Here is a 17,769-nt window from a genome sequence, read left to right as displayed (position 1 = left end):
CTATGGCTTTTCGGCCAGCGGCGTCGCCGGCGCCGCACTCGATTTATAGGCGGCTTCCACCAGCGCCATGGTGTTCCAGGCGTCCTCGACCGAACTGACCAATTCGTCGTCTTCGCCCGCGGCAAAGCGCTGCACATTTGCCATGCGTCCGACGAAAGCGTCGGGGAACCATTCACCGGCGAGCGGCACACTGATCCAGTCCGTTCCGCCTCTTGGATAGATTTCCAGGACGTCGGGTTCGCCGCGCGGATAGTCGAGATTGAGGCCGAGCTTGAGATAGGCGGCCCCTTCGGTGCCGCAGATGCGAAACTCGCAAGCCTGGTGCCGGCGGCCGAACTTGTGGTCGTGGTTGATCGACAGTGCGCAGCGAACCGTGTCTCCATAGTCGAGAATGGCGCTAGTGCGAGTCTGCGCCACCTCGTGGTTGGGATGGCCAAGCGTCTTGGCGTGGACGCCCTTGGGGTCGCCGAGCAGTTGCCGGATCAGGTCTAGATAGTGGATCGAATGCATGGCGATCTCGACACGCGGCGCCTTGAGCAGGAATTCCCACAGTTCCCAAGGTGTCGCCAGCGCCAGCCAGGCGTCGAAGTCGACGATCTCGCCGAGCCAGCCCCTGGCGATGGCGTCCTTGAGGCCCAGCATCATCGGCGCGAAGCGCAGCTGGAAATTCACGGCTGCCTTGAGTTTTCTGGCGCGGCAGATTTCGAGGATTTCGGTTGCCTCGCCGAGGTAGTTGCCCATCGGCTTCTGGATCAGCGCGACCGAACCGTCGGGCAGAGCCTTCAGGATCTCGGCGTGCCGTCCTGGCGGCGTCGCCAGATCGAAGATCGCATCCTTGACGGCCGCCGCTTCCTCGACGGAGTGGAAGGCCGTCACATTCCATTTCTCGGCCAGGGCCTTCGCCTTGGCCTGGTCCGGATCATAAAGGCCGGTAATCGGGAACCCCGCTTTTCGGTAGGCGGGAAAATGGGCATCGCCGACAATCGAACCTGCGCCGAAGGTGACGATCGGCCGGGGCTTTGTAGGCTTGGGCCAGGACTGGATGAGTGAGGCAGGGTCGAAACCGCCTTCAGTCATGATGGAAGACCTCGTCCATCGAAGCCCACCATTCGCCCTCCTTGCGGGTCGCCAGCGGCTCCTGGCAAGGCATGCAGAGGGCCCACCATTCCTGTGTTTTCGGGTCTGCCGCCATCTTGGCCATGTCGGCGGCATAGTCGGTGCCGTGGTATTCGAAATAGGCAAACAGCAGGTTCTCCGGCCGCTTCAGGTAGATCGAATAGTTCTCGATGTTGCAAGCCGAGATCATGGTCAGCACGTCGGGCCAGACGGCGGCATGGAGGCGCACATATTCCTCGACCTTTTCCGGCTTCAGTCCCAGAACCATTCCCATCCGCTGCATGTTCGTTCCCCTATTTCGTGATCGCCGTGGTGAATTCGGCGATGCTCATGGCCTTGACCGCGTCCCAGTCCCAATCGATGCCGATGCCGGGCTCCTCGGGTGCCAGAGCGTGCCCATCCTCGATGCGCATGCGCTTGCCGGTCAACTGGTCAAGCTGCGGAATGTACTCGACATAGCGGCCGTTCTGAACAGCGCAGGTGAGGCTGACATGCAATTCCATCAGGAAATGCGGACAGACCGGAATGTCGAAGGCCTCCGCCGCATGCGCCACCTTTAGCCAGGGCGTGATACCGCCAATGCGACCGACATCGACTTGCACGATCGAAGAGGCGCCTTTCTGCATGTATTCGCGGAAATGCCTGATGGAATAGAGCGACTCGCCGATGGCAATCGGCGTCTGCGTCGAATTCGACAGCCTGACATGGCCATCGATGTCGTCGGCCGGCAGCGGCTCCTCGATCCAGGCGAGATCGAGTTCACGCAGCCTCGCTGCGCGGCGGATCGCTTCGTCGACGGAGAATCCCTGATTGGCGTCGGTCATGATCTCGTAGCCGTCGCCCACCGCCTTGCGCACCGCCGCCAGCCGCGCCAGATCTTCCGATCCGTGCGGTTTGCCGATCTTCACCTTCGAGCCGCGAAATCCCTTGGCCTTCGCGGCCAGCGCGTCATCGACCAGCGCCTGCGTCTCGATGTGCAGCCAGCCGCCCTCCGTCGTGTAGAGCGGGCAGCGGTCCTTGGCGCCGCCCGCCAGCTTCCACAGAGGCAGGCCCTGCTTCTTCGCCCGCAGGTCCCAAAGCGCGGTGTCGATCGCCGCGATCGCGATGGCCGTGATCGCGCCGATCGTGGTGGCGTGTGTGGCGAATTCGAGATCGTGCCAGATCGCCTCGATCATGTCGGGGTCGCGGCCGATCAGGCGCGGCGCCAGATGGTCGGACAAGAGCCGCATCACAGACGAGCCGCCGGTGCCGATCGTGTAGCTGTAGCCGGTGCCGACGGCGCCGTCGGAATCGGTGATCGTGACGAGAGGCGTTTCCTGGCTGACGAAACTCTGGATCGCGTCCGTGCGCTTGACCTTGGGCACAAGGTCCACCATCCGCAGTTCTATCTTTTCGATCGTGGCCATGTCGTCAGCTCCGCAATGACTTTCCCGTGTCGGCGGCAAACAGATGCGCCTGCGACAGGTCGAGGCTCATGGCCACCCGCTCGCCCGATCTCAAAGCTCTTGGGTTCAGCATGCGCGAAACCCAGTCTGCGCCATTGAACTCGACGAACACCAGCGTCTCGTTGCCGAGTGGTTCGGTGACCGTGATCGGCAATTCGATCTGGTGGACGTCGGCCGCACCACCGGAACTGATACCATGGCCGGTCGGGTAGATGTCGTCGGGCCGCAACCCGAACACCACCTTGTTACCCCTGGCGACATTGGCTTTGAATTGGCTAGGCAATGGCAGCTTTTCGCCGCTGGCGAAAACCAAGTGGCCGTCATCGATCGTCGCCTCGTGCAGATTCATCGGCGGCGAGCCGATGAAGCCCGCGACGAACCGCGTCGCCGGCCGTCGGAACACCTCGTCTGGGGTGCCGACCTGTTCGATATGGCCGTCGCGCATGATGACGATGCGGTCGGCAAGCGTCATCGCCTCGACCTGGTCATGGGTGACATAGATCACCGTCGACCGCACCTTGGCGTGCAGCTTCTTGATTTCGGTCCGCATCTGCGTGCGCAGTTTGGCGTCGAGATTTGAAAGCGGCTCGTCGAACAGGAACACGTCGGGATCGCGTACGATGGCGCGGCCCATGGCGACGCGCTGGCGCTGGCCGCCGGAAAGTTGCGACGGGCGACGGTCGAGCAGCGTGTCGAGGCCGAGGATGGCCGAGGCTTCGGCGACGCGGCGCTCCATATCCTCCTTGGCGGCCCCGGCAATCTTCAGGGAGAAGCCGAGGTTCTCGCGCACCGTCATGTGGGGATAAAGCGCGTAGGACTGGAACACCATCGAGATGTTGCGCGAACGCGGCGGCAAATCGTTGACGACGCGGCCGCCGATCTCGATCGAGCCGGCACTGATCTCTTCCAGCCCTGCGATCATCCTGAGCGTCGTCGACTTGCCGCAGCCGGAGGGGCCGACCAGCGCGATGAATTCGCGGTCCGCGATGTCGAGGTCGATGCCGTGCACGATCCCGACATTGCCGTAGCGCTTGGTCAGCTTTTGGAGGGAAACCGTTGCCATGGGATCAGCCTTTCACCGCGCCGGAGGTCAAGCCGCCGACAAGGTGTTTCTGGACGATGTAGGTGAGGGTGAGCGCCGGGATGATCATCACCACGGCGAGCGCGCACATGCCGCGCCAGTCGATGGTGAATTCGGCCGTGTAGTCGAGCAGGCCGACCGGCAGGGTCTTGGCGCTGACCGAGCGGGTAAGCTGCGAGGCCAGCGCGAACTCGTTCCAGCAGGTCAGGAAAGCAAAGATCGCGGCGGAGGCGATGCCGGGCCCGGCAAGCGGGAACTCGACCTGCCAGAAGGCCTGCCAGCGGGTGCAGCCGTCGATCTGGGCGGCTTCCGCGAGGTCCTTCGGCACCTGGCGGAAGAAGCCGTCGATCAGCCAAATGGTGAACGGCACGTTGAGCGCGACATAGGCCAGGATCAGTCCGAAATGCGTGTCGATGATGCCGAGCCTGACATAAAGGAAGAACAGCGGCAGCGAGAGCGCGATACCCGGCACCGTGCGCGTCAGCATCAGGCCGAGGAAGACGCCCGACTTGCCGCGGAAACGGTAGCGCGCGAAGGCATAGCCGCCGGCCATGCCGATGGCCACCGCGATCATCGTCGAGGTCACCGAGATGATCAGCGAGTTGCGGAAATATTCTATGACCGGGATGCCGCCCTTGCCGATCCCTGAGAACATCGCAACATAGGCGTCGAACGAGATCTGCTGCGGGATCCACACCGGCGGCTTGGCCATGATCTCCACCGTCGGCCGCAGCGACGAAAGCACGATCCACAGGCCGGGCAGGCAGATGGTCAGCATCGCCAGGAACAGGCCGATGCGATAGGCGATGCCCAGCAGCCGGCGCTTGAGGCGGGCGGAAGAATTCTCGTCCATCACCACTCCGCACCGATCTGCGTGCGCGCCGCGGCGAGCTTGTTGAAGAAATAGACGGTGAAGGCGATCGACAGCAGGATCGAGAAATAGGCCATGGCGTTGGCCATGCCCATGCGCCCGTCGCTGTAGGCGGTGCGCGCCACCAGCGTCCATAAAAGCTCGGTGCGGCCCGCCGGCCCGCCATCGGTCATGATCTTGACGATGTCATAGGCGCGCGCGACGTCGAGCGAACGGATGGTCATGGCGATGTAGGCGAAAGGCATGACGAACGGCCAGGTCACATAGCGGAATGTCTGCCACGGCGTGCAGCCGTCGACGCGCGCCGCCTCGATCGGCTCCTTGGGCATGGCGAGCAGCCCGGCGAGGATCAGGATGGCGAAGATCGCCGTCGACGACCAGATCTCGGCGATCGAGATGGCGATGAAGGCGAGATGGCCTTCGATCAGCCACGCAATGGCATCCCTGGTGATGCCGAGCGATTGCAGGGCGTTGTTCACCAGGCCGATATTGTCGTTGAACATGAACTTGAACTGGAAGCCGACGAGGATCGGCGAGAACATCATCGGAAACATCATCAGCGTGCGCAGGATGCGCTGGCCGCGCGTCGCCTTTTCGACCAGCATGGCGAGGCCGAGGCCCAGCAGCATTTCGAGATTGAGCGCGATGGTCAGCAACAGAACCGTGCGGCCGAACGCCCACCAGAAATCGGCGTTCGCCAGGATCGAGAGATAATTGCGGAAGCCGACAAAGACGAAGAACGTTTCGGGCTTGGTCAGGCGGAACGGCGTGAAGCTGGAATAGAGCGACAAAAGCAACGGCACCACGACGACCGCCGCCAGCACGATCATCGCCGGAAGCAGCAGCAGGAATGGCGCGGATGGCTTGAAGCCCTTCATTGGGACCCTGTGAGTTGCATTCGATTGCCGCCTGTCGAGCCGGGCGGGGCAGGCATCGTCATCGTGGAACACCCGAGGCAGTGCGCGCCTTAAGACGCGAGCGCCTCCCCCATGACTGATGGGGGAGGCGGCCTTGGGAGCGGTTCTACAGCTTGCCGGCGTCTTCGAGGATTTGCGTCGCCTTGGCGGCGGCTTCGTCGAGCGCCTGCTTGGACGTCTTGTCGCCGAGGATCGCCGCCTGCAATTCGGGATAGACGGCGTTCGAGATCTCGATCCATTCAGGCGTCTGCGGCACCGCGAAGGCGTGCTTGGCTTCTTCCTGGAAGGCGGAGAGGACCTCCTTCTTGTAAGGATCGTTTTCGGCCTGCTTCAGGTCCCAGTCCCAGACCGCGGTGCGGGTCGGCAGCGGGCCCGCGGCGGCTTCCAGCTTCTGGCTGTCCTCGTTGGTCAGCCACCACACCAGCGATGCCGCGGCCTCCTTGTTCGGGCAGTTCTCGGTCACCGAGAAGCCATGGAAACCGGACCAGCCGGTGTGCTTGCCGGACGAGCCTTTCGGCGCGACCTTGACGCCGACATTGCCGGCGACCTTCGACGACTTCGGATCGTTGAAGAAGCCGGCCCAGCCCGGCCAGTCCAAGTTGATGGCGACGGTGCCCGAGGCAAAACCCTGGCCCAGATCGTCCCAGAGATAGTTGGTGGTTCCGGCCGGCACGGCCTTGGCCTTGTAGAGGTTGACGAACCAGTCGAGCGCCCGCACGCCGGCTTCGGAGTTGAAGACCGGCTTGCCGTCCTTGTCGAGATACTCGCCGCCCTCGGCCACCACCATCTCGTAGAAGCGGCCGTTGATCGCCTCTTCTTTACCGGCGAACTGCGTGCCGTAGAAGTTGGGCGGGTTGGCGAAGAACTCGGCCTGGTCGGTGACTTCCTTCCAGGTGTCCGGCGGCACCAGATCATAGCCGTATTTCGCCTTGAACTTGGCCTTGTTGTCGGCGTTCTCGTAGAGGCTCTTCTGGTAGTAGAGGGCAGAGACGTCGAACTGCGCGCGCGGCAGCATCTCCAGCTTGCCATCTATGGTCGCCGCCTTGATCGTCGATGGCACGAAGGCGTCGATCTCTTCCTTGGGCAGCAATTTGCTGAGGTCGGTATAGAGGCCGGTATACTGCGGCGCGAAGGAGGAATGGTTCCAGCCGACGCACCAGTTGGTGCTGCCCGAGGCGATGTCGGACTTCAACTCCTTGTCGATGTCGAAGCCGTTCTTCTTGGTCAGGATGTTGACCTTGGCGCCGGTCGCCTTCTCCCATTCGGGGATGCGCTCGTAGAGCTTTTCATATTGCTGGCCGCCGATCAGCTTCACGTCGACGGTAACGCCTTCGAACTTGCCGGGCAGGTCGCCGGCAAGGGCCGCGCCTGCGCCTGACGCAAGCAACAATGCGCCGGCGCACACGCCGGAAAGCAGTCTGTTCATTGGTATCCTCCCTGGGTGCGCCTTGGCGGCGACCGCAACTCGTCTGATGACAAGAAGTGTTACATTCATATACAAACAAAACATTCATGGATACGTCAAGGCGAATTTTGTTTCCGCCGGCAGCATTCCTGCGTATATGAAGAATCGATTTCACTGGAGGGAAAGCCCATGGATGATAGCGAAGACGAGCGGTATCGCGCGCCTGCGCTCGACAAGGGGCTCGACATCCTGGAACTGCTGGCCGGCGTCGACGGCGGCCTGACGCAGGCGGAAATCGCCAAGAAGCTCGACCGCAGCCCCAACGAGTTCTACCGCATGCTGGACCGGCTGGTGCGACGCGGTTATGTCACGCGGCTCGACGGTGACCGCTATTCACTGACGCTCAAGCTGTTCGGCCTGGCGCAACTGCACGCGCCGGTGCGGCGGCTGGTTTCCTATGCGACGCCGTTGATGCGGGAGCTGGCGGAGACGTCGCAGCAGGCCAACCAACTCGTTGTTTTTGATCGCGGTTCCGCCGTGGTCATCGGCCAGCAGGAGGCGCCGAACTACTGGGGCATCTCGATCCGGGTCGGCGCCCACATCAGCCTGTTCGACACCGGTTCGGGACATGTGCTGCTCGCTTTCCGTTCGCAGGAGGAGCGCCAGATGATGATCTCCGAACATGTCCGCAGCACCGACAATACGGCGCAGCCGCCCGAGTTCTTTGCCCGTCTCGACCAGATCAGGGAACGGGGATATGAGATGATGGCCTCGATGCAGACTGCCGGCGTCTACAATCTGTCGGCACCGGTGCGCGGCTCCGACGGCAAGGCGATCGCGGCGCTTTCGATTCCTTACATCACCGTCGTCAACGCACCGTCCGCGCCGGACATGACCCGCACCATCGAACTGCTGCTGGCCACATGTGAAAAGCTGTCGCGTCTGGCCGGGTCGGCCGTCGGTTCATCGGTGTAATTCTTATTTGAATGAAGAATTCCTCCGTGAGATGATGTGAAAGATACGGGAGGAGCCCTGCCATGATCATCGACACCCACCTGCACCTCATCGACCGCTCGGCCTTGCGCTACCCGTGGCTTGCCGGCGTGCCCGCTCTCAACCGCGACTTCTCCTACGAGGAGTACGGCGTGGAAGCTCAACGTGTCGGCGTCGAGCGTGTGCTGCATATGGAGGTCGATGTCGACCCTGCCGATATCGAGGCCGAGACCGAACGTGTCGAAGGCCTGTCGAGACAGGCCGGCAGCATGCTGGCCGGGGCGATCGCCGCCTGCCGTCCGGAAGAGGCCAATTTTGCGGCCTATCTCGAGCGCCAGCGAGCAAAGCCGTTCGTCAAGGGTTTTCGCCGCGTCCTCCACGTCATGCCCGATGAACTCTCGGAAGGCGCGCTATTCCGGGACAGCATCCGGCGGCTCGGCGGCACCGGGCTCACCTTCGATCTCGTCGTGCTACCGCATCAGATTCCCAAGGCGATCGCGCTCGCCGATCTGGCGCCCGACGTCCAGTTCGTGCTCGACCATTGCGGCGTCCCCGACATCAAGGGCAATGGCGAGCATCCGTGGCGCGAACACATGAGCGAAATCGCGCGGCGTCCCAACGTCGTGGCCAAGATTTCCGGCGTCGTCGCCTATGCCGATCCCGGCAGTTGGACGGTCGAGACGCTGCGGCCCTATGTCGAACACACGATCGGTTCGTTCGGCTGGGACCGCGTCGTCTGGGGCAGCGACTGGCCGGTCTGCACGCTAGGCGGCGGTCTGTCGACCTGGGTGGCGGCGACCCATGCGTTGCTTGCGGGTTGCAGTGTTGCGGAACGCGACAAGCTCTTGTCGGCGAACGCCCGCAAGCTCTGGCGGCTTTAACCGGCTCCGCTTGGGGTTCTTCAGATCGTCGCCGAAACGTGCCGTTCGCGGCCGTAGAGCGACACCAGCAGCACGATGATGAAGCCGAGTGCTGCCTGCACCGCCGAGGGCTGGAAACCGAGCCCGATCAGCAGTGTGTTGATCTCGGTCAGCACCAGCACGCCGGCGATCGTGCCGAGATAGCTGCCGCGGCCGCCGACCAGCGCGGCGCCGCCGACGACCACGGCCGCGATGGTCTGGAACAGGTAGGGCTGCCCGACGTCGCCATAGGCTGAGCCGGTGAAGCCGAGCAGCAGAACGCCCGCCACCGCGGCGAAGAAGGCGCTTGCCGCATAGGTGATCATCCACATACGGACGGGATCGATCAGCGCCAGAGGCGCGGCACCCGGATTGCTGCCGAGTGCGTAAAGCCGGCGTCCATAGGGCGTCCGCTCCAGCACCAGGACGACGAGCGCCGCCAGCACGACGAGACAGGGCACCAGCCATGGAACCGGCAGCGGTCCGGCCGATCCGCCGATAGACACGAAGCTCGAAACCGCCTGCGGTGCGGAGCCTGAAGGAAAGCCCGCGGTCCACAAAAGCACCAGCCCTTGCACGACCATGCCGATGCCGAGCGTGACGATAAGCGGCTGGATGTCGAGGCTGCGCGCGATCAGCCCGTTCAGGCCACCGATAAGGATCGCCAGCACGCCGACGAGGCCGCAGACGAGGACAAAATTCCAGCCATCGCCGTAGAGTTGCGCGGCCACGACATTGGCAAAGCCGATGACGAACGGGATCGACAGGTCGATGCCGCCCATGATGACGACCAGCGTCTGCCCGATCGAGGCGACGGCGAGCAGCGAGGCAAGCACCAGCATGGCGCGCACCGCAAACGGGCTGGAGTAGCCCGGAATGAGGATGATGCCGGCAAGATGCAGAAGGGCGGCAACACAGAAGGCGCCGACGACACGGGCATTGGTTGTCGCGAATAGATTTCGGCCAGCCATGTCAGCGCCTCCCGATGGCAAAGCGTTCCTGCAGCGCGGTCAGCATCACCGCCAGCACCAGTATGGCGCCGTAGGCGATCTGCAGCACGAAGGTCGAGACGTTGAACGTCGTCAGCACGCTTTGCAGCAGGAAGATGTCGACAGCGCCGATCGCGGCACCCGCGACGCCACCACGGCCGCCGGCAAGACTGACACCGCCGAGCGCCACGGCGGCGATGGCGATCAGCGTGTAGGTCGGGCCGATGTTGGGATCGGCCGACCCGATCAGCGCAGTCAGCATCAGTCCGGCGCAGCCGCCCAGGATGCCGGTCATGACATAGGCGATGAAGCGCACGAGCGTGACGTCGACGCCGGCCGTATAGGCGGCGCGATCGTCGCTGCCGACCGCCATCAGCTGGTCGTAATAAGGGCTGCGCCGCACCAGCCACCAGAAAAGGAACATCAAGGCCAGCGGCAGAAGCGAGAGTGGGCCCGCCAGGGCTTTCAGCCAGGCCGGCGCCGGGCCGATCGGCGCCGGCAGGATGGTCAGCGTCACCCCCGTCAGGATCAGATAGGTGCCGAGCGTGGCCACGATCGGCTGGATGCGCACGATGGTCGCCAGGAAACCGTTCGCCGCCCCGACCAGCGCACCGATGAGCAGCGCCGCCGGAACAAGCGCCAGCGGCGAGGATATTCCGGCGCGCAGGAAAAGCACCTGGATCACGATGGCGTTGACGAAGCCCATCAGCGGCCCGACCGAAATATCGATGCCGCCGCGCCCGGCGAGGATCACCGGCGTCGAGGCGATGGCCGCACCGATCAGCGGCGCCGCCAGACCAACCAGCGCACCCCAGGAGCCCGGCTGGAACCGTGCCGGGCTCAGCATCAGATTGATCGCCAGCAGGGCGATCAGCAGTACGACGGCGAAGCCGACGCTTCGGCCGAGGGACAGGATGCGTGCGAAGGGTCTCATGCCGCGCGTCCGAACATGGCTGCGATCACGTTCCCGGTGGTCATCGCCTGGCCGGCGATTTCCGCCACGACTTCATTTTCGCGGAACACCAGCACGCGATGGCAGAGAAGAAGGATCTCCTCGATCTCGCTGGACAGGATGACGAGCCCCATGCCGTCGGAAGCCAGCCCGCGAAAGACGTCGTAGAGAACATGCCGGGTCGCTACGTCGACGCCGCGCGTCGGGTCGTTGAGAAGCAACATTGCGGGGTCCAGCGCCAGGGCCCGCGCCAACAGCACCTTCTGCTGGTTGCCGCCGGACAGGGTGGTGATCGGCGCGTCGGGCCGAGGCGCCGATATCGACAGCCTTTCGCGATAGGCCTCGTAGCGCGCCTTGCGCGCCGCCGGGCTGATCAGGCCGAGGCGGGTATCGCGAGACAGCGTCGAGACGGCGAAATTGTCGAGCACCGATTGCGTCGGGAAAATGCCTTTGGCACGCCCGCGCGGAAGATAGGCGATGCCGCTCGATACGGCCTTGCGGAAGCCGGTGATGGCGCGGGATGCGCCGGGCAGATCGAGGGTTATCGAACCGCCAAGCGGCGCGACTAGGCCGGCGAGCATCTCGAGGAAAAGCTCCTGGCCGTGGCCATCCAGGCCGGCGAGCCCAACGATCTCGCCGGCGGCGACCGCCTGCATGATCGGGCTGGCGTCCGGTGCGATGACGAGGTCGCGGATAGTGAGGGCGGCGCGATCAGCCATGCGCCAGCTCCGCGGCGGTGCGTGGCGCCATCGCCTTGAGAAGCTCCGCCGGCGTCGAAGCGCCGCGCTCCTCGGTGCGCACCACGCTGCCGCCGCGCAGGATCGAGATGCGATCCGAAAGCGACGTCACCTCATCCATGCGGTGGGTGATGAACAGGATCAGGCAGCCTTCGCCGGCAAGCGTGCGCATCAGCGAAAAAACGGACTCGCGGTCGGCGAAGTCGAGTGCTGCGGTCACTTCGTCGAGGATCAGGATCTTTGGATCGCGCACGACCGCACGAGCAAGAACGACGAGTTGCTGTGCTGCGAGCGGCAACTGCCCGGCGGGCATGTCGAGCGGAACGTTGGTGACGGCGAAACGTTTGAGGGCGGCGGCTGCCCTGTCGCGCCGCTCGTTGCGGGGAACCGCGCGCCGGACCAGGCCGTCGAGGCCAAGCAGGATATTGTCGGTCACGCTGCGGTCCGGCGCGATCAGCACTTCCTGAAAGACCGTGGCGAAGCCTTGCGCCTGGAAGGCCGAGGGGGTTCCGCCCGAAAACGGCCTGCCTTGCAGCAGGACCGTGCCGCTGTCGGGCTGAACGATGCCGGACAGCAGCTTGACCATGGTGCTCTTGCCCGAACCATTCTCGCCCAGGATGGTGTGGATGGTTCCTGCCCGGAACGCGATCGAGGCGTCCGCAAGCGCGACCGTCTCGCCATAGCGTTTGGATATGTTTCTGATTTCAAGCATGTCGCGTTTCGAAGCTGGCAAGCCGGCCCTCCGAAAGGAGCCGGCTTGTCGAGGTCTTATCTGGCCCAGGCGTCACTTCGCGCAGGCGTCTGGCACCTTCGAATAGTCCCATCCCTTGGTCGGCGCCGGGTTGGAGAAATAGGCGTCGAGCCATTCTTCCGGCATCGGATCCTTGGGCGGCACCGGGAAGATCGATACGGCATCCGTCGTCATGCAGTCCTTGTACCAGGCGCCGAGATCGGCATTGTGGACCGGCGGAATCGGAATGAGCAGCGTGTTCAGCTTCGGCTTCTGGCCGTCGAGCATGCGTTCGCCGACGCGAAACAGCGTTTCGGCGGTCCAGTGCGGCAGCACGGCATGGCCCTCGAAGCGGTACTTGTCGGGATTGGCCTTCCAGTAGCCCAGGGCATCGCCGGTGATCGAACCGGTGATCAGCGGCGCCGGCCGGCCGGCTTCGGCGAACGCCTCCGCGACGACGCGGCTTTCGCTGCCTGTCGTCCACACCGCATCGATCGGCGCCGGGTTGGTGGCGATCGCCTGCAGCACCACCGTCTTGGTGACATTGGCCGTCCAATTGCCGTTGACCGTGCGCGAGATCTTCAGCTTGGGGTTTTCCGCCAGCGCCTTGTCGGCGCCCTGGCGCTCCTGAACCACGATCGGGTGGCCGGCGATGCCCTCGACCAGCAGGATGCTGGCGCCATCAGGCTTGGCCTTGCCGATCGCCGTCATCATGTCGTAGCCCCAGCGCGCATAGTTGGAATCGACATTGATCGCGTTCGGGCTGGTCACCGAACCGGCGGCGGTGATGAACGGGATGCCTGCCTTGGCGGCCGCATCGATGGCGTCATCGAGCGCTGTTGCCGAGCCCGGGATCGAGGTGATGATCGAGCACTTCTTGTCGATGAAGGCGCGGATCTGGTTGATCTGCTGGCTGGCGTCGTTGTTGGAATCCGACACTTCGAAGCTGGAGACGGTGCCGTCGGCGATCAGCCCGTCGACCAGGCGCTTCAGCTCCTTGGTGACGGTGACCCGCCAGGGGTTGCCCTGGTAGGATTCCGAATGGCACCATTTCCATGGCTTGGACGGCGGGTTGAAATTGTCCCAGGCCGATGGCAGCACGTTCTGCGGCGCGCCGTCATATTGCGCCTTGAGTTCATCGGGCAGCCCGCTGATGACGCCTTGCACGTCTTCGGCAAAAGCTGTCGTTGCGAGTGAGGCGAAGGCGGTTGCGGCCACAAGGCCGCGGATCAGGCTGTTCATTTGTCTCCTCCGTTCGATTTTTTCAGGCTCCTCCACCGGCAGTGCCGGTCGCCTGCGCCGGGGCGCTCTGCCGAAACAGGCGATTGAGATCGGCAATAACCTGGCTGGAACGATGCCCTGAGGTCATGCCGGAATTGACGCGGTCGGACGCGGCCTGCTGGAACGCCATGTAACCATCATGGCGAGGCCGCACCCATGCGCCCTCCAGGGTCGCGCGCGTATCGCGATAGAAATTGCCGGTCGCCGCATTGACGGCCTGATCCTCCCAGGCCGCGGCATGGCCGGGCTGTCCGCCGGCCGCGGCATAGGGGCCACGCTGGACCTCGCCGCTGGCGAGCCAGTAGGCGAAATCGGTTGCCGCCTCTTTCGCCTTCGAGAAGGCCGACACCGCTATGCCTGTGCCGCCAAGCGCCGTGCCAATCGGGCCGCTGGATCCGACAACAGGGATGTCGCCAAATGCCAGGCGATGTGGGCGAAACCCGGCCATCGCGTAGGAAACATAGCCGTAGATCAGCGGTGCGCAGACGATCGGGGATCCGGCCTGCGCCATCCGCTCCGAAACGGCGATCGGATCCATCTCGAAGCAGGCCGGGTCGACCAGCGCGGCAATCTCGCGCATTGTCTCGAAGACTTCGCTGCCGGCCTCGCCGTCGATGAGATCGTTGGACGGGTCGGTCGCGCAAGCATGCCCGAGATTGCCTGCGAGCGTGAAGAACACCATCATCGAATGCGGTGGCCGCAACGGCAGCAGCACGCGTGCCTGCCGGGCGAGATCGAGCACTTCGCTCCATCGCGATGGCGGTGCGCCAAGCGCATCGGGCCGCCATGCCTGGACCTGCGTCGCGGCATCGATGGGAAACGCCCAGTGCCGTCCCTGCCATGTGTAACTCGGATAGGACTGGCCGACGCTGCCGGAGGAAAGTGCCGCGCGCTCCGCCTCGCGGCCGGCGACATCGAGCGGCTCCAGGCAGCGTTCGGCGGTGATCTGGCCGACATGCGGATGGTCGATGACGATCAGATCATAGGCGCGCGCCAGTTCCTCGACCGGGAAGGACTCGAAGTCCTGCAGCGAACGCTTGTCCCATTCGACGGCAATGCCGGTTTTCTGCTTCCACAGCGACGAGCAGGCGACCATCGGATCATAGCCGCGCGGATGGTTCCAGGTCATGCCCCTGAGCGTGGGCTTTAGGAAGCGCGTGGTCACAGGCCGAACTCCTCGCGGATCGCGGCGCTATGCTCGCCGATGCGCGGTGCTGCCCGGTCGACCTTGGCCCTGATGCCGTCGACCCTGAGCGGCGAACTGGTGGTAAGGATCGAGACATCGTCCTCGCGCGTCACCGTCTGCAGCATGTCGAGCGACTGGAAGCCCCCGCTTGCCAGCATTTCCGGCCAGGTCAGCACCTTGGCGCACCAGATGTCGGCGGGTTCGAGAACATCAAGCCACTCGTCGACCGTCCTGGTCGCGATCCGCTGCGCGACGATCGCCTTGATGTCGTCGCGCGCGGTGAACCAGGATGCCGGCTTGTCGCGGTAGGGCGCCAGTTCCTCCAGCGACAGCAGGTCGGCGAGTTTCGGGATCGGTGTCATGGCGATGGCGAGATAGCCGTCCTTGGCGGGATAGACGCCGTAAGGTGCCGACAGATAGGCATGCGCGCTGCGGAAGCTGGAGCGGCGCGGCAAACGGCGGCCGTCATTGAGATGCGTGGTCAGTACCTCGAACTGGAAGTCGACCAGCGCTTCCAGCAGGCTGGTTTCGATATGGCTGCCCTGGCCGGTGATGCCGCGCCGCACAAGGGCGGCCAGTATGCCTTGCGCGCATGCCGCGCCCGCCAGCATGTCGCCGATAGCAAGCCCGAACGGCACCGGCCCCTGGTCCTCGTCGCCGTTCAGCCACATCACCCCGGAGCGCGCCTGCGCCAGGAGGTCCTGGCCGGGCCGCTTGACCCATGGGCCGTCCTCGCCATAGCCGCTGATCGAGGCATAGACCAGGCGCGGGTTGATCTTGCGGACCGCCTCGTAGTCGAGGCCGAGCCGTTCGATGACACCCGGCCTGAAATTCTGGATCAGCACGTCGGCCTTCGCCAGCAGGCCGCGCAGCGCCTTGAGATCCGCCTCGTCCTTCAGGTCGATGGCGAGGCTTTCCTTGGCCCGGTTGATGGCATGGAAGATGGTGGAATCACCGCCGATCTCGGTGTCGCTGAGATAGAGCCGGCGCGACAGGTCGCCGCCGTCCGGACGCTCGATCTTGATGACGCGGGCGCCGAGATCCAGCAGCCTGAGCGAGCAGTAGGGCCCGGACAGGAACTGGCTCATGTCGACGACGACGAGACCGGCAAGCGGCAATTCGGCTGCTGCCGGCATTTCTACTTCTCCGTCTTGCCGAGGAAATCGGCAGGGTTGCGGTACTTCACCGTCTGCAGATGCTCGCAATAGAGTACGAGTTCGCCTTCGCCCTTGAACACCTCGTAGCTGGCGCGGATCAGCCCCATGTCCTTGTAGCGCGGCGTCTTGTCGAGGTTGGAGCGGATCGAATAGATCGTGTCGCCGATGAAGACGGGCTTTATGAAGCGGAGCTTGTCGTAGCCATAGGAAAACGCATTGACGCAATTGGTGGCGACGAGCCCCAGGCCAGCCGAGAAGACGAAGGCGCCGGCCACCAGCCGCTTGCCGAAAATGCCCTCCGTCTCGGCAAACATCTGGTCCTGCACGTAAGGATGGATGTCGAGCACCAGCGTGTTGAACAGGTGGCTGTCCCCTTCGGCCATGGTGCGGCGCAACGAGCGGATCTTCTGGCCGACCGGCCAGTCCTCGTAGAACCAGTTCTCGGCGTTCCAAACCGGCAAGGCGGCATGTTCCGCGGGCATGTTGGCCGGATGCGTCGAGGCGACGCCGACGGTCGGTGCGAAGTCGTTCATCGCTGGCTCCGCTGGCACTGCGCGAGGCACGGCACAAGTTTCGGAACACGCGTCAAGGCGCCAGATTGCACGACGTCTCCTCCCGTCAATCTTCTTTTGTAAATACTATTTTCACATATGGGGTTGCGTTGCAAGCGAGGACGGGCGAAATTTTGGCTGTTTCCGCTGCGCTCGAGCCCGGCGGAACAGGGAGGAAAACATGCGCGATGCCTGTCTGGTCTTTGTCGGCAGCCTGAACCGGGAGGCGCCCTATTTTCAGGGCGCACGCGGCGTCGGCCTCGGCGTCTACAGCTTCGACGAGGAGACGCTGGAAACACGAAAGCTGGCCGAGACCAGTGACATCGACAATCCGACCTTCCTGTCGGTGACGCCGGACGGTTCGCGCCTCTACGCCAATTCGGAAGTCTTCGCCTGGCGCGAAGGAACGGTTTCGGCCTACGGCTTCGACCGCGCCTCGGGCACGCTCACTTACCTGAACAAGCAGCCGTCACTCGGCAGCATCACCGCGCATAACACCATCATCCATGATGGCACGAAGCTGCTGGTCGCCAACTACGGCATGGGCGAGGGCGGTCCAGATCGCGCAGTCGCGGTCTATGGCTTCGACAGCGATGGCGCCTTGTCGGCTCCTCTGGCCAGCGTTTCGCACAAGGGCACTGGCCCGAACGCAATCCGGCAAGAGCGCTCGCATGCCCATAGCGTCACCGAAACCATCACCGGCGGAACGGCCATTGTCGCCGATCTCGGCATCGACCGGCTGGTGTCCTACCGGATCGAGCACGATGGCAATCTGACCAAACTGGCCGAATCCGCTTTGCCGCCGGGCGCCGGTCCACGCCATCTCGCCTTGCATCCGAACGGCCGTTTTGTCTTCGTCATGAACGAGCTGGATTCGACCATCGTGTCGATGGCGCTGGACGAGGCAAGCGGCAAGCTCTCGACCATCGACGCCAGGCCGGCCGTGCCGGCCGAGGCGCGCCAGGCCAATCACTGCGCCGATATCCAGATCTCGCCCGACGGCCGCTTCCTCTACGGCTCCAACCGAGGCCATGACAGTGTGGTCGTCATGGCCGTCGACCAGCAAAGTGGCGCGCTGAGCCTCGTCGGCCATGTCCCTTGCGGCGGCGCCACGCCGCGCAACCTGGCGCTGACGCCGTCCGGCGGCCACCTGTTCTCGGCCAACCAGAATGCCGACCGCATCTCGATCTTCGCGCGCGACGCCGAGAGTGGCCGGCTGACCGACACCGGCCGTGCCATCGAGATCGGCACGCCGATGTGCGTCAAGATCGTGCGGTGAACCGTGCGCGACATCGGCATCGAGCTTCGGACGGAAACGGACCGGAGCTCAGGCCGGGCGATCCGGGTTGACGGGTGCCTTCGCCGGAGCTGTTGACGGAGTATTGAACGAAAAAACCCGCCTGCGCGGCGGGTTCCTGGCGCGACTCAGCACCATAGATAAAAATCTACCATAGCTGCC

18 protein-coding genes are annotated in these 17,769 nt (G+C 64.0%); 3 read left to right on the top strand and 15 right to left on the bottom strand.

Annotated elements, in window-relative coordinates; translation table 11 throughout:
* The 7 genes from FJ972_RS23960 to FJ972_RS23930 form a co-directional block, all read right to left on the bottom strand.
* Window positions 1–1,077 carry a Gfo/Idh/MocA family protein gene (locus tag FJ972_RS23960; protein ID WP_140497603.1) on the bottom strand — a complete coding sequence of 359 codons (1,077 nt, stop codon included), beginning with the start codon at window positions 1,075–1,077 and terminating at the stop codon, window positions 1–3.
* Window positions 1,070–1,399 carry an L-rhamnose mutarotase gene (locus tag FJ972_RS23955; protein ID WP_140497605.1) on the bottom strand — a complete coding sequence of 110 codons (330 nt, stop codon included), beginning with the start codon at window positions 1,397–1,399 and terminating at the stop codon, window positions 1,070–1,072. The genes FJ972_RS23960 and FJ972_RS23955 overlap by 8 nt, the downstream gene beginning before the upstream one ends.
* Before the next feature lie 10 nt (window positions 1,400–1,409).
* Window positions 1,410–2,522, bottom strand: coding sequence for a mandelate racemase/muconate lactonizing enzyme family protein (locus FJ972_RS23950; RefSeq protein ID WP_140497607.1), 1,113 nt, complete (start codon window positions 2,520–2,522; stop codon window positions 1,410–1,412).
* Between the two features lie 4 nt (window positions 2,523–2,526).
* Window positions 2,527–3,624 (bottom strand): ABC transporter ATP-binding protein, encoded by a 1,098-nt coding sequence (locus FJ972_RS23945; protein WP_140520949.1) that lies wholly within the window; start codon window positions 3,622–3,624, stop codon window positions 2,527–2,529.
* A 4-nt stretch (window positions 3,625–3,628) separates the two neighbouring features.
* Window positions 3,629–4,495 carry a carbohydrate ABC transporter permease gene (locus FJ972_RS23940; protein ID WP_140497611.1) on the bottom strand — a complete coding sequence of 289 codons (867 nt, stop codon included), beginning with the start codon at window positions 4,493–4,495 and terminating at the stop codon, window positions 3,629–3,631.
* The gene (locus FJ972_RS23935; RefSeq protein ID WP_140514521.1) at window positions 4,495–5,391 is read right to left on the bottom strand and encodes a carbohydrate ABC transporter permease; all 897 of its coding nucleotides are present in this window, start codon (window positions 5,389–5,391) and stop codon (window positions 4,495–4,497) included. Before FJ972_RS23935 ends, FJ972_RS23940 begins: the two co-directional genes overlap by 1 nt.
* 145 nt (window positions 5,392–5,536) lie before the next feature.
* Complete coding sequence (locus tag FJ972_RS23930; RefSeq protein WP_140520948.1) at window positions 5,537–6,856, bottom strand: ABC transporter substrate-binding protein; 1,320 nt, start codon at window positions 6,854–6,856, stop codon at window positions 5,537–5,539.
* A gap of 168 nt (window positions 6,857–7,024) precedes the next feature.
* Between FJ972_RS23930 and FJ972_RS23925 the strand changes: the two genes are divergently transcribed.
* Both FJ972_RS23925 and FJ972_RS23920 read left to right on the top strand, forming a co-directional pair.
* Window positions 7,025–7,810, top strand: a complete 786-nt coding sequence (locus FJ972_RS23925; protein ID WP_140514524.1) for an IclR family transcriptional regulator — start codon at window positions 7,025–7,027, stop codon at window positions 7,808–7,810.
* A gap of 62 nt (window positions 7,811–7,872) precedes the next feature.
* Window positions 7,873–8,709: an amidohydrolase family protein gene (locus tag FJ972_RS23920; protein ID WP_140520947.1), complete on the top strand. Its 837-nt coding sequence runs from the start codon at window positions 7,873–7,875 to the stop codon at window positions 8,707–8,709.
* 20 nt (window positions 8,710–8,729) lie between these two features.
* On the opposite strand, the gene FJ972_RS23915 is transcribed toward FJ972_RS23920, so the two are convergent.
* From FJ972_RS23915 to FJ972_RS23880, 8 genes are all read right to left on the bottom strand, one after another.
* Window positions 8,730–9,698 (bottom strand): ABC transporter permease, encoded by a 969-nt coding sequence (locus FJ972_RS23915; protein WP_140520946.1) that lies wholly within the window; start codon window positions 9,696–9,698, stop codon window positions 8,730–8,732.
* Window position 9,699: 1 nt separating this feature from the next.
* Window positions 9,700–10,650 carry an ABC transporter permease gene (locus tag FJ972_RS23910; RefSeq protein WP_140497623.1) on the bottom strand — a complete coding sequence of 317 codons (951 nt, stop codon included), beginning with the start codon at window positions 10,648–10,650 and terminating at the stop codon, window positions 9,700–9,702.
* Window positions 10,647–11,387, bottom strand: coding sequence for an ATP-binding cassette domain-containing protein (locus tag FJ972_RS23905; protein WP_140497625.1), 741 nt, complete (start codon window positions 11,385–11,387; stop codon window positions 10,647–10,649). The genes FJ972_RS23910 and FJ972_RS23905 overlap by 4 nt, the downstream gene beginning before the upstream one ends.
* The gene (locus tag FJ972_RS23900) at window positions 11,380–12,117 is read right to left on the bottom strand and encodes an ATP-binding cassette domain-containing protein (RefSeq protein ID WP_140497628.1); all 738 of its coding nucleotides are present in this window, start codon (window positions 12,115–12,117) and stop codon (window positions 11,380–11,382) included. The genes FJ972_RS23905 and FJ972_RS23900 overlap by 8 nt, the downstream gene beginning before the upstream one ends.
* 72 nt (window positions 12,118–12,189) lie before the next feature.
* Window positions 12,190–13,377, bottom strand: a complete 1,188-nt coding sequence (locus FJ972_RS23895; protein ID WP_140520945.1) for an ABC transporter substrate-binding protein — start codon at window positions 13,375–13,377, stop codon at window positions 12,190–12,192.
* 22 nt (window positions 13,378–13,399) lie between these two features.
* Complete coding sequence (locus FJ972_RS23890) at window positions 13,400–14,545, bottom strand: extracellular solute-binding protein (protein ID WP_140498094.1); 1,146 nt, start codon at window positions 14,543–14,545, stop codon at window positions 13,400–13,402.
* A 32-nt stretch (window positions 14,546–14,577) separates the two neighbouring features.
* Window positions 14,578–15,738, bottom strand: a complete 1,161-nt coding sequence (locus tag FJ972_RS23885) for a CaiB/BaiF CoA transferase family protein (RefSeq protein WP_140497632.1) — start codon at window positions 15,736–15,738, stop codon at window positions 14,578–14,580.
* A gap of 2 nt (window positions 15,739–15,740) precedes the next feature.
* Window positions 15,741–16,292, bottom strand: a complete 552-nt coding sequence (locus tag FJ972_RS23880; protein ID WP_140520944.1) for a MaoC family dehydratase — start codon at window positions 16,290–16,292, stop codon at window positions 15,741–15,743.
* A 199-nt stretch (window positions 16,293–16,491) separates the two neighbouring features.
* On the opposite strand from FJ972_RS23880, the gene FJ972_RS23875 reads away from it, so the two are divergent.
* Window positions 16,492–17,589 (top strand): lactonase family protein, encoded by a 1,098-nt coding sequence (locus FJ972_RS23875; RefSeq protein WP_140520943.1) that lies wholly within the window; start codon window positions 16,492–16,494, stop codon window positions 17,587–17,589.
* The last annotated feature ends 180 nt before the right edge of the window (window positions 17,590–17,769 follow it).

The organism is Mesorhizobium sp. B2-1-1 (assembly GCF_006442975.2).
Taxonomy (GTDB): Bacteria; Pseudomonadota; Alphaproteobacteria; order Rhizobiales; family Rhizobiaceae; genus Mesorhizobium.
Note: the sequence above shows the minus strand (reverse complement) of the source record. Positions and strands in the feature narration are given on the sequence as shown.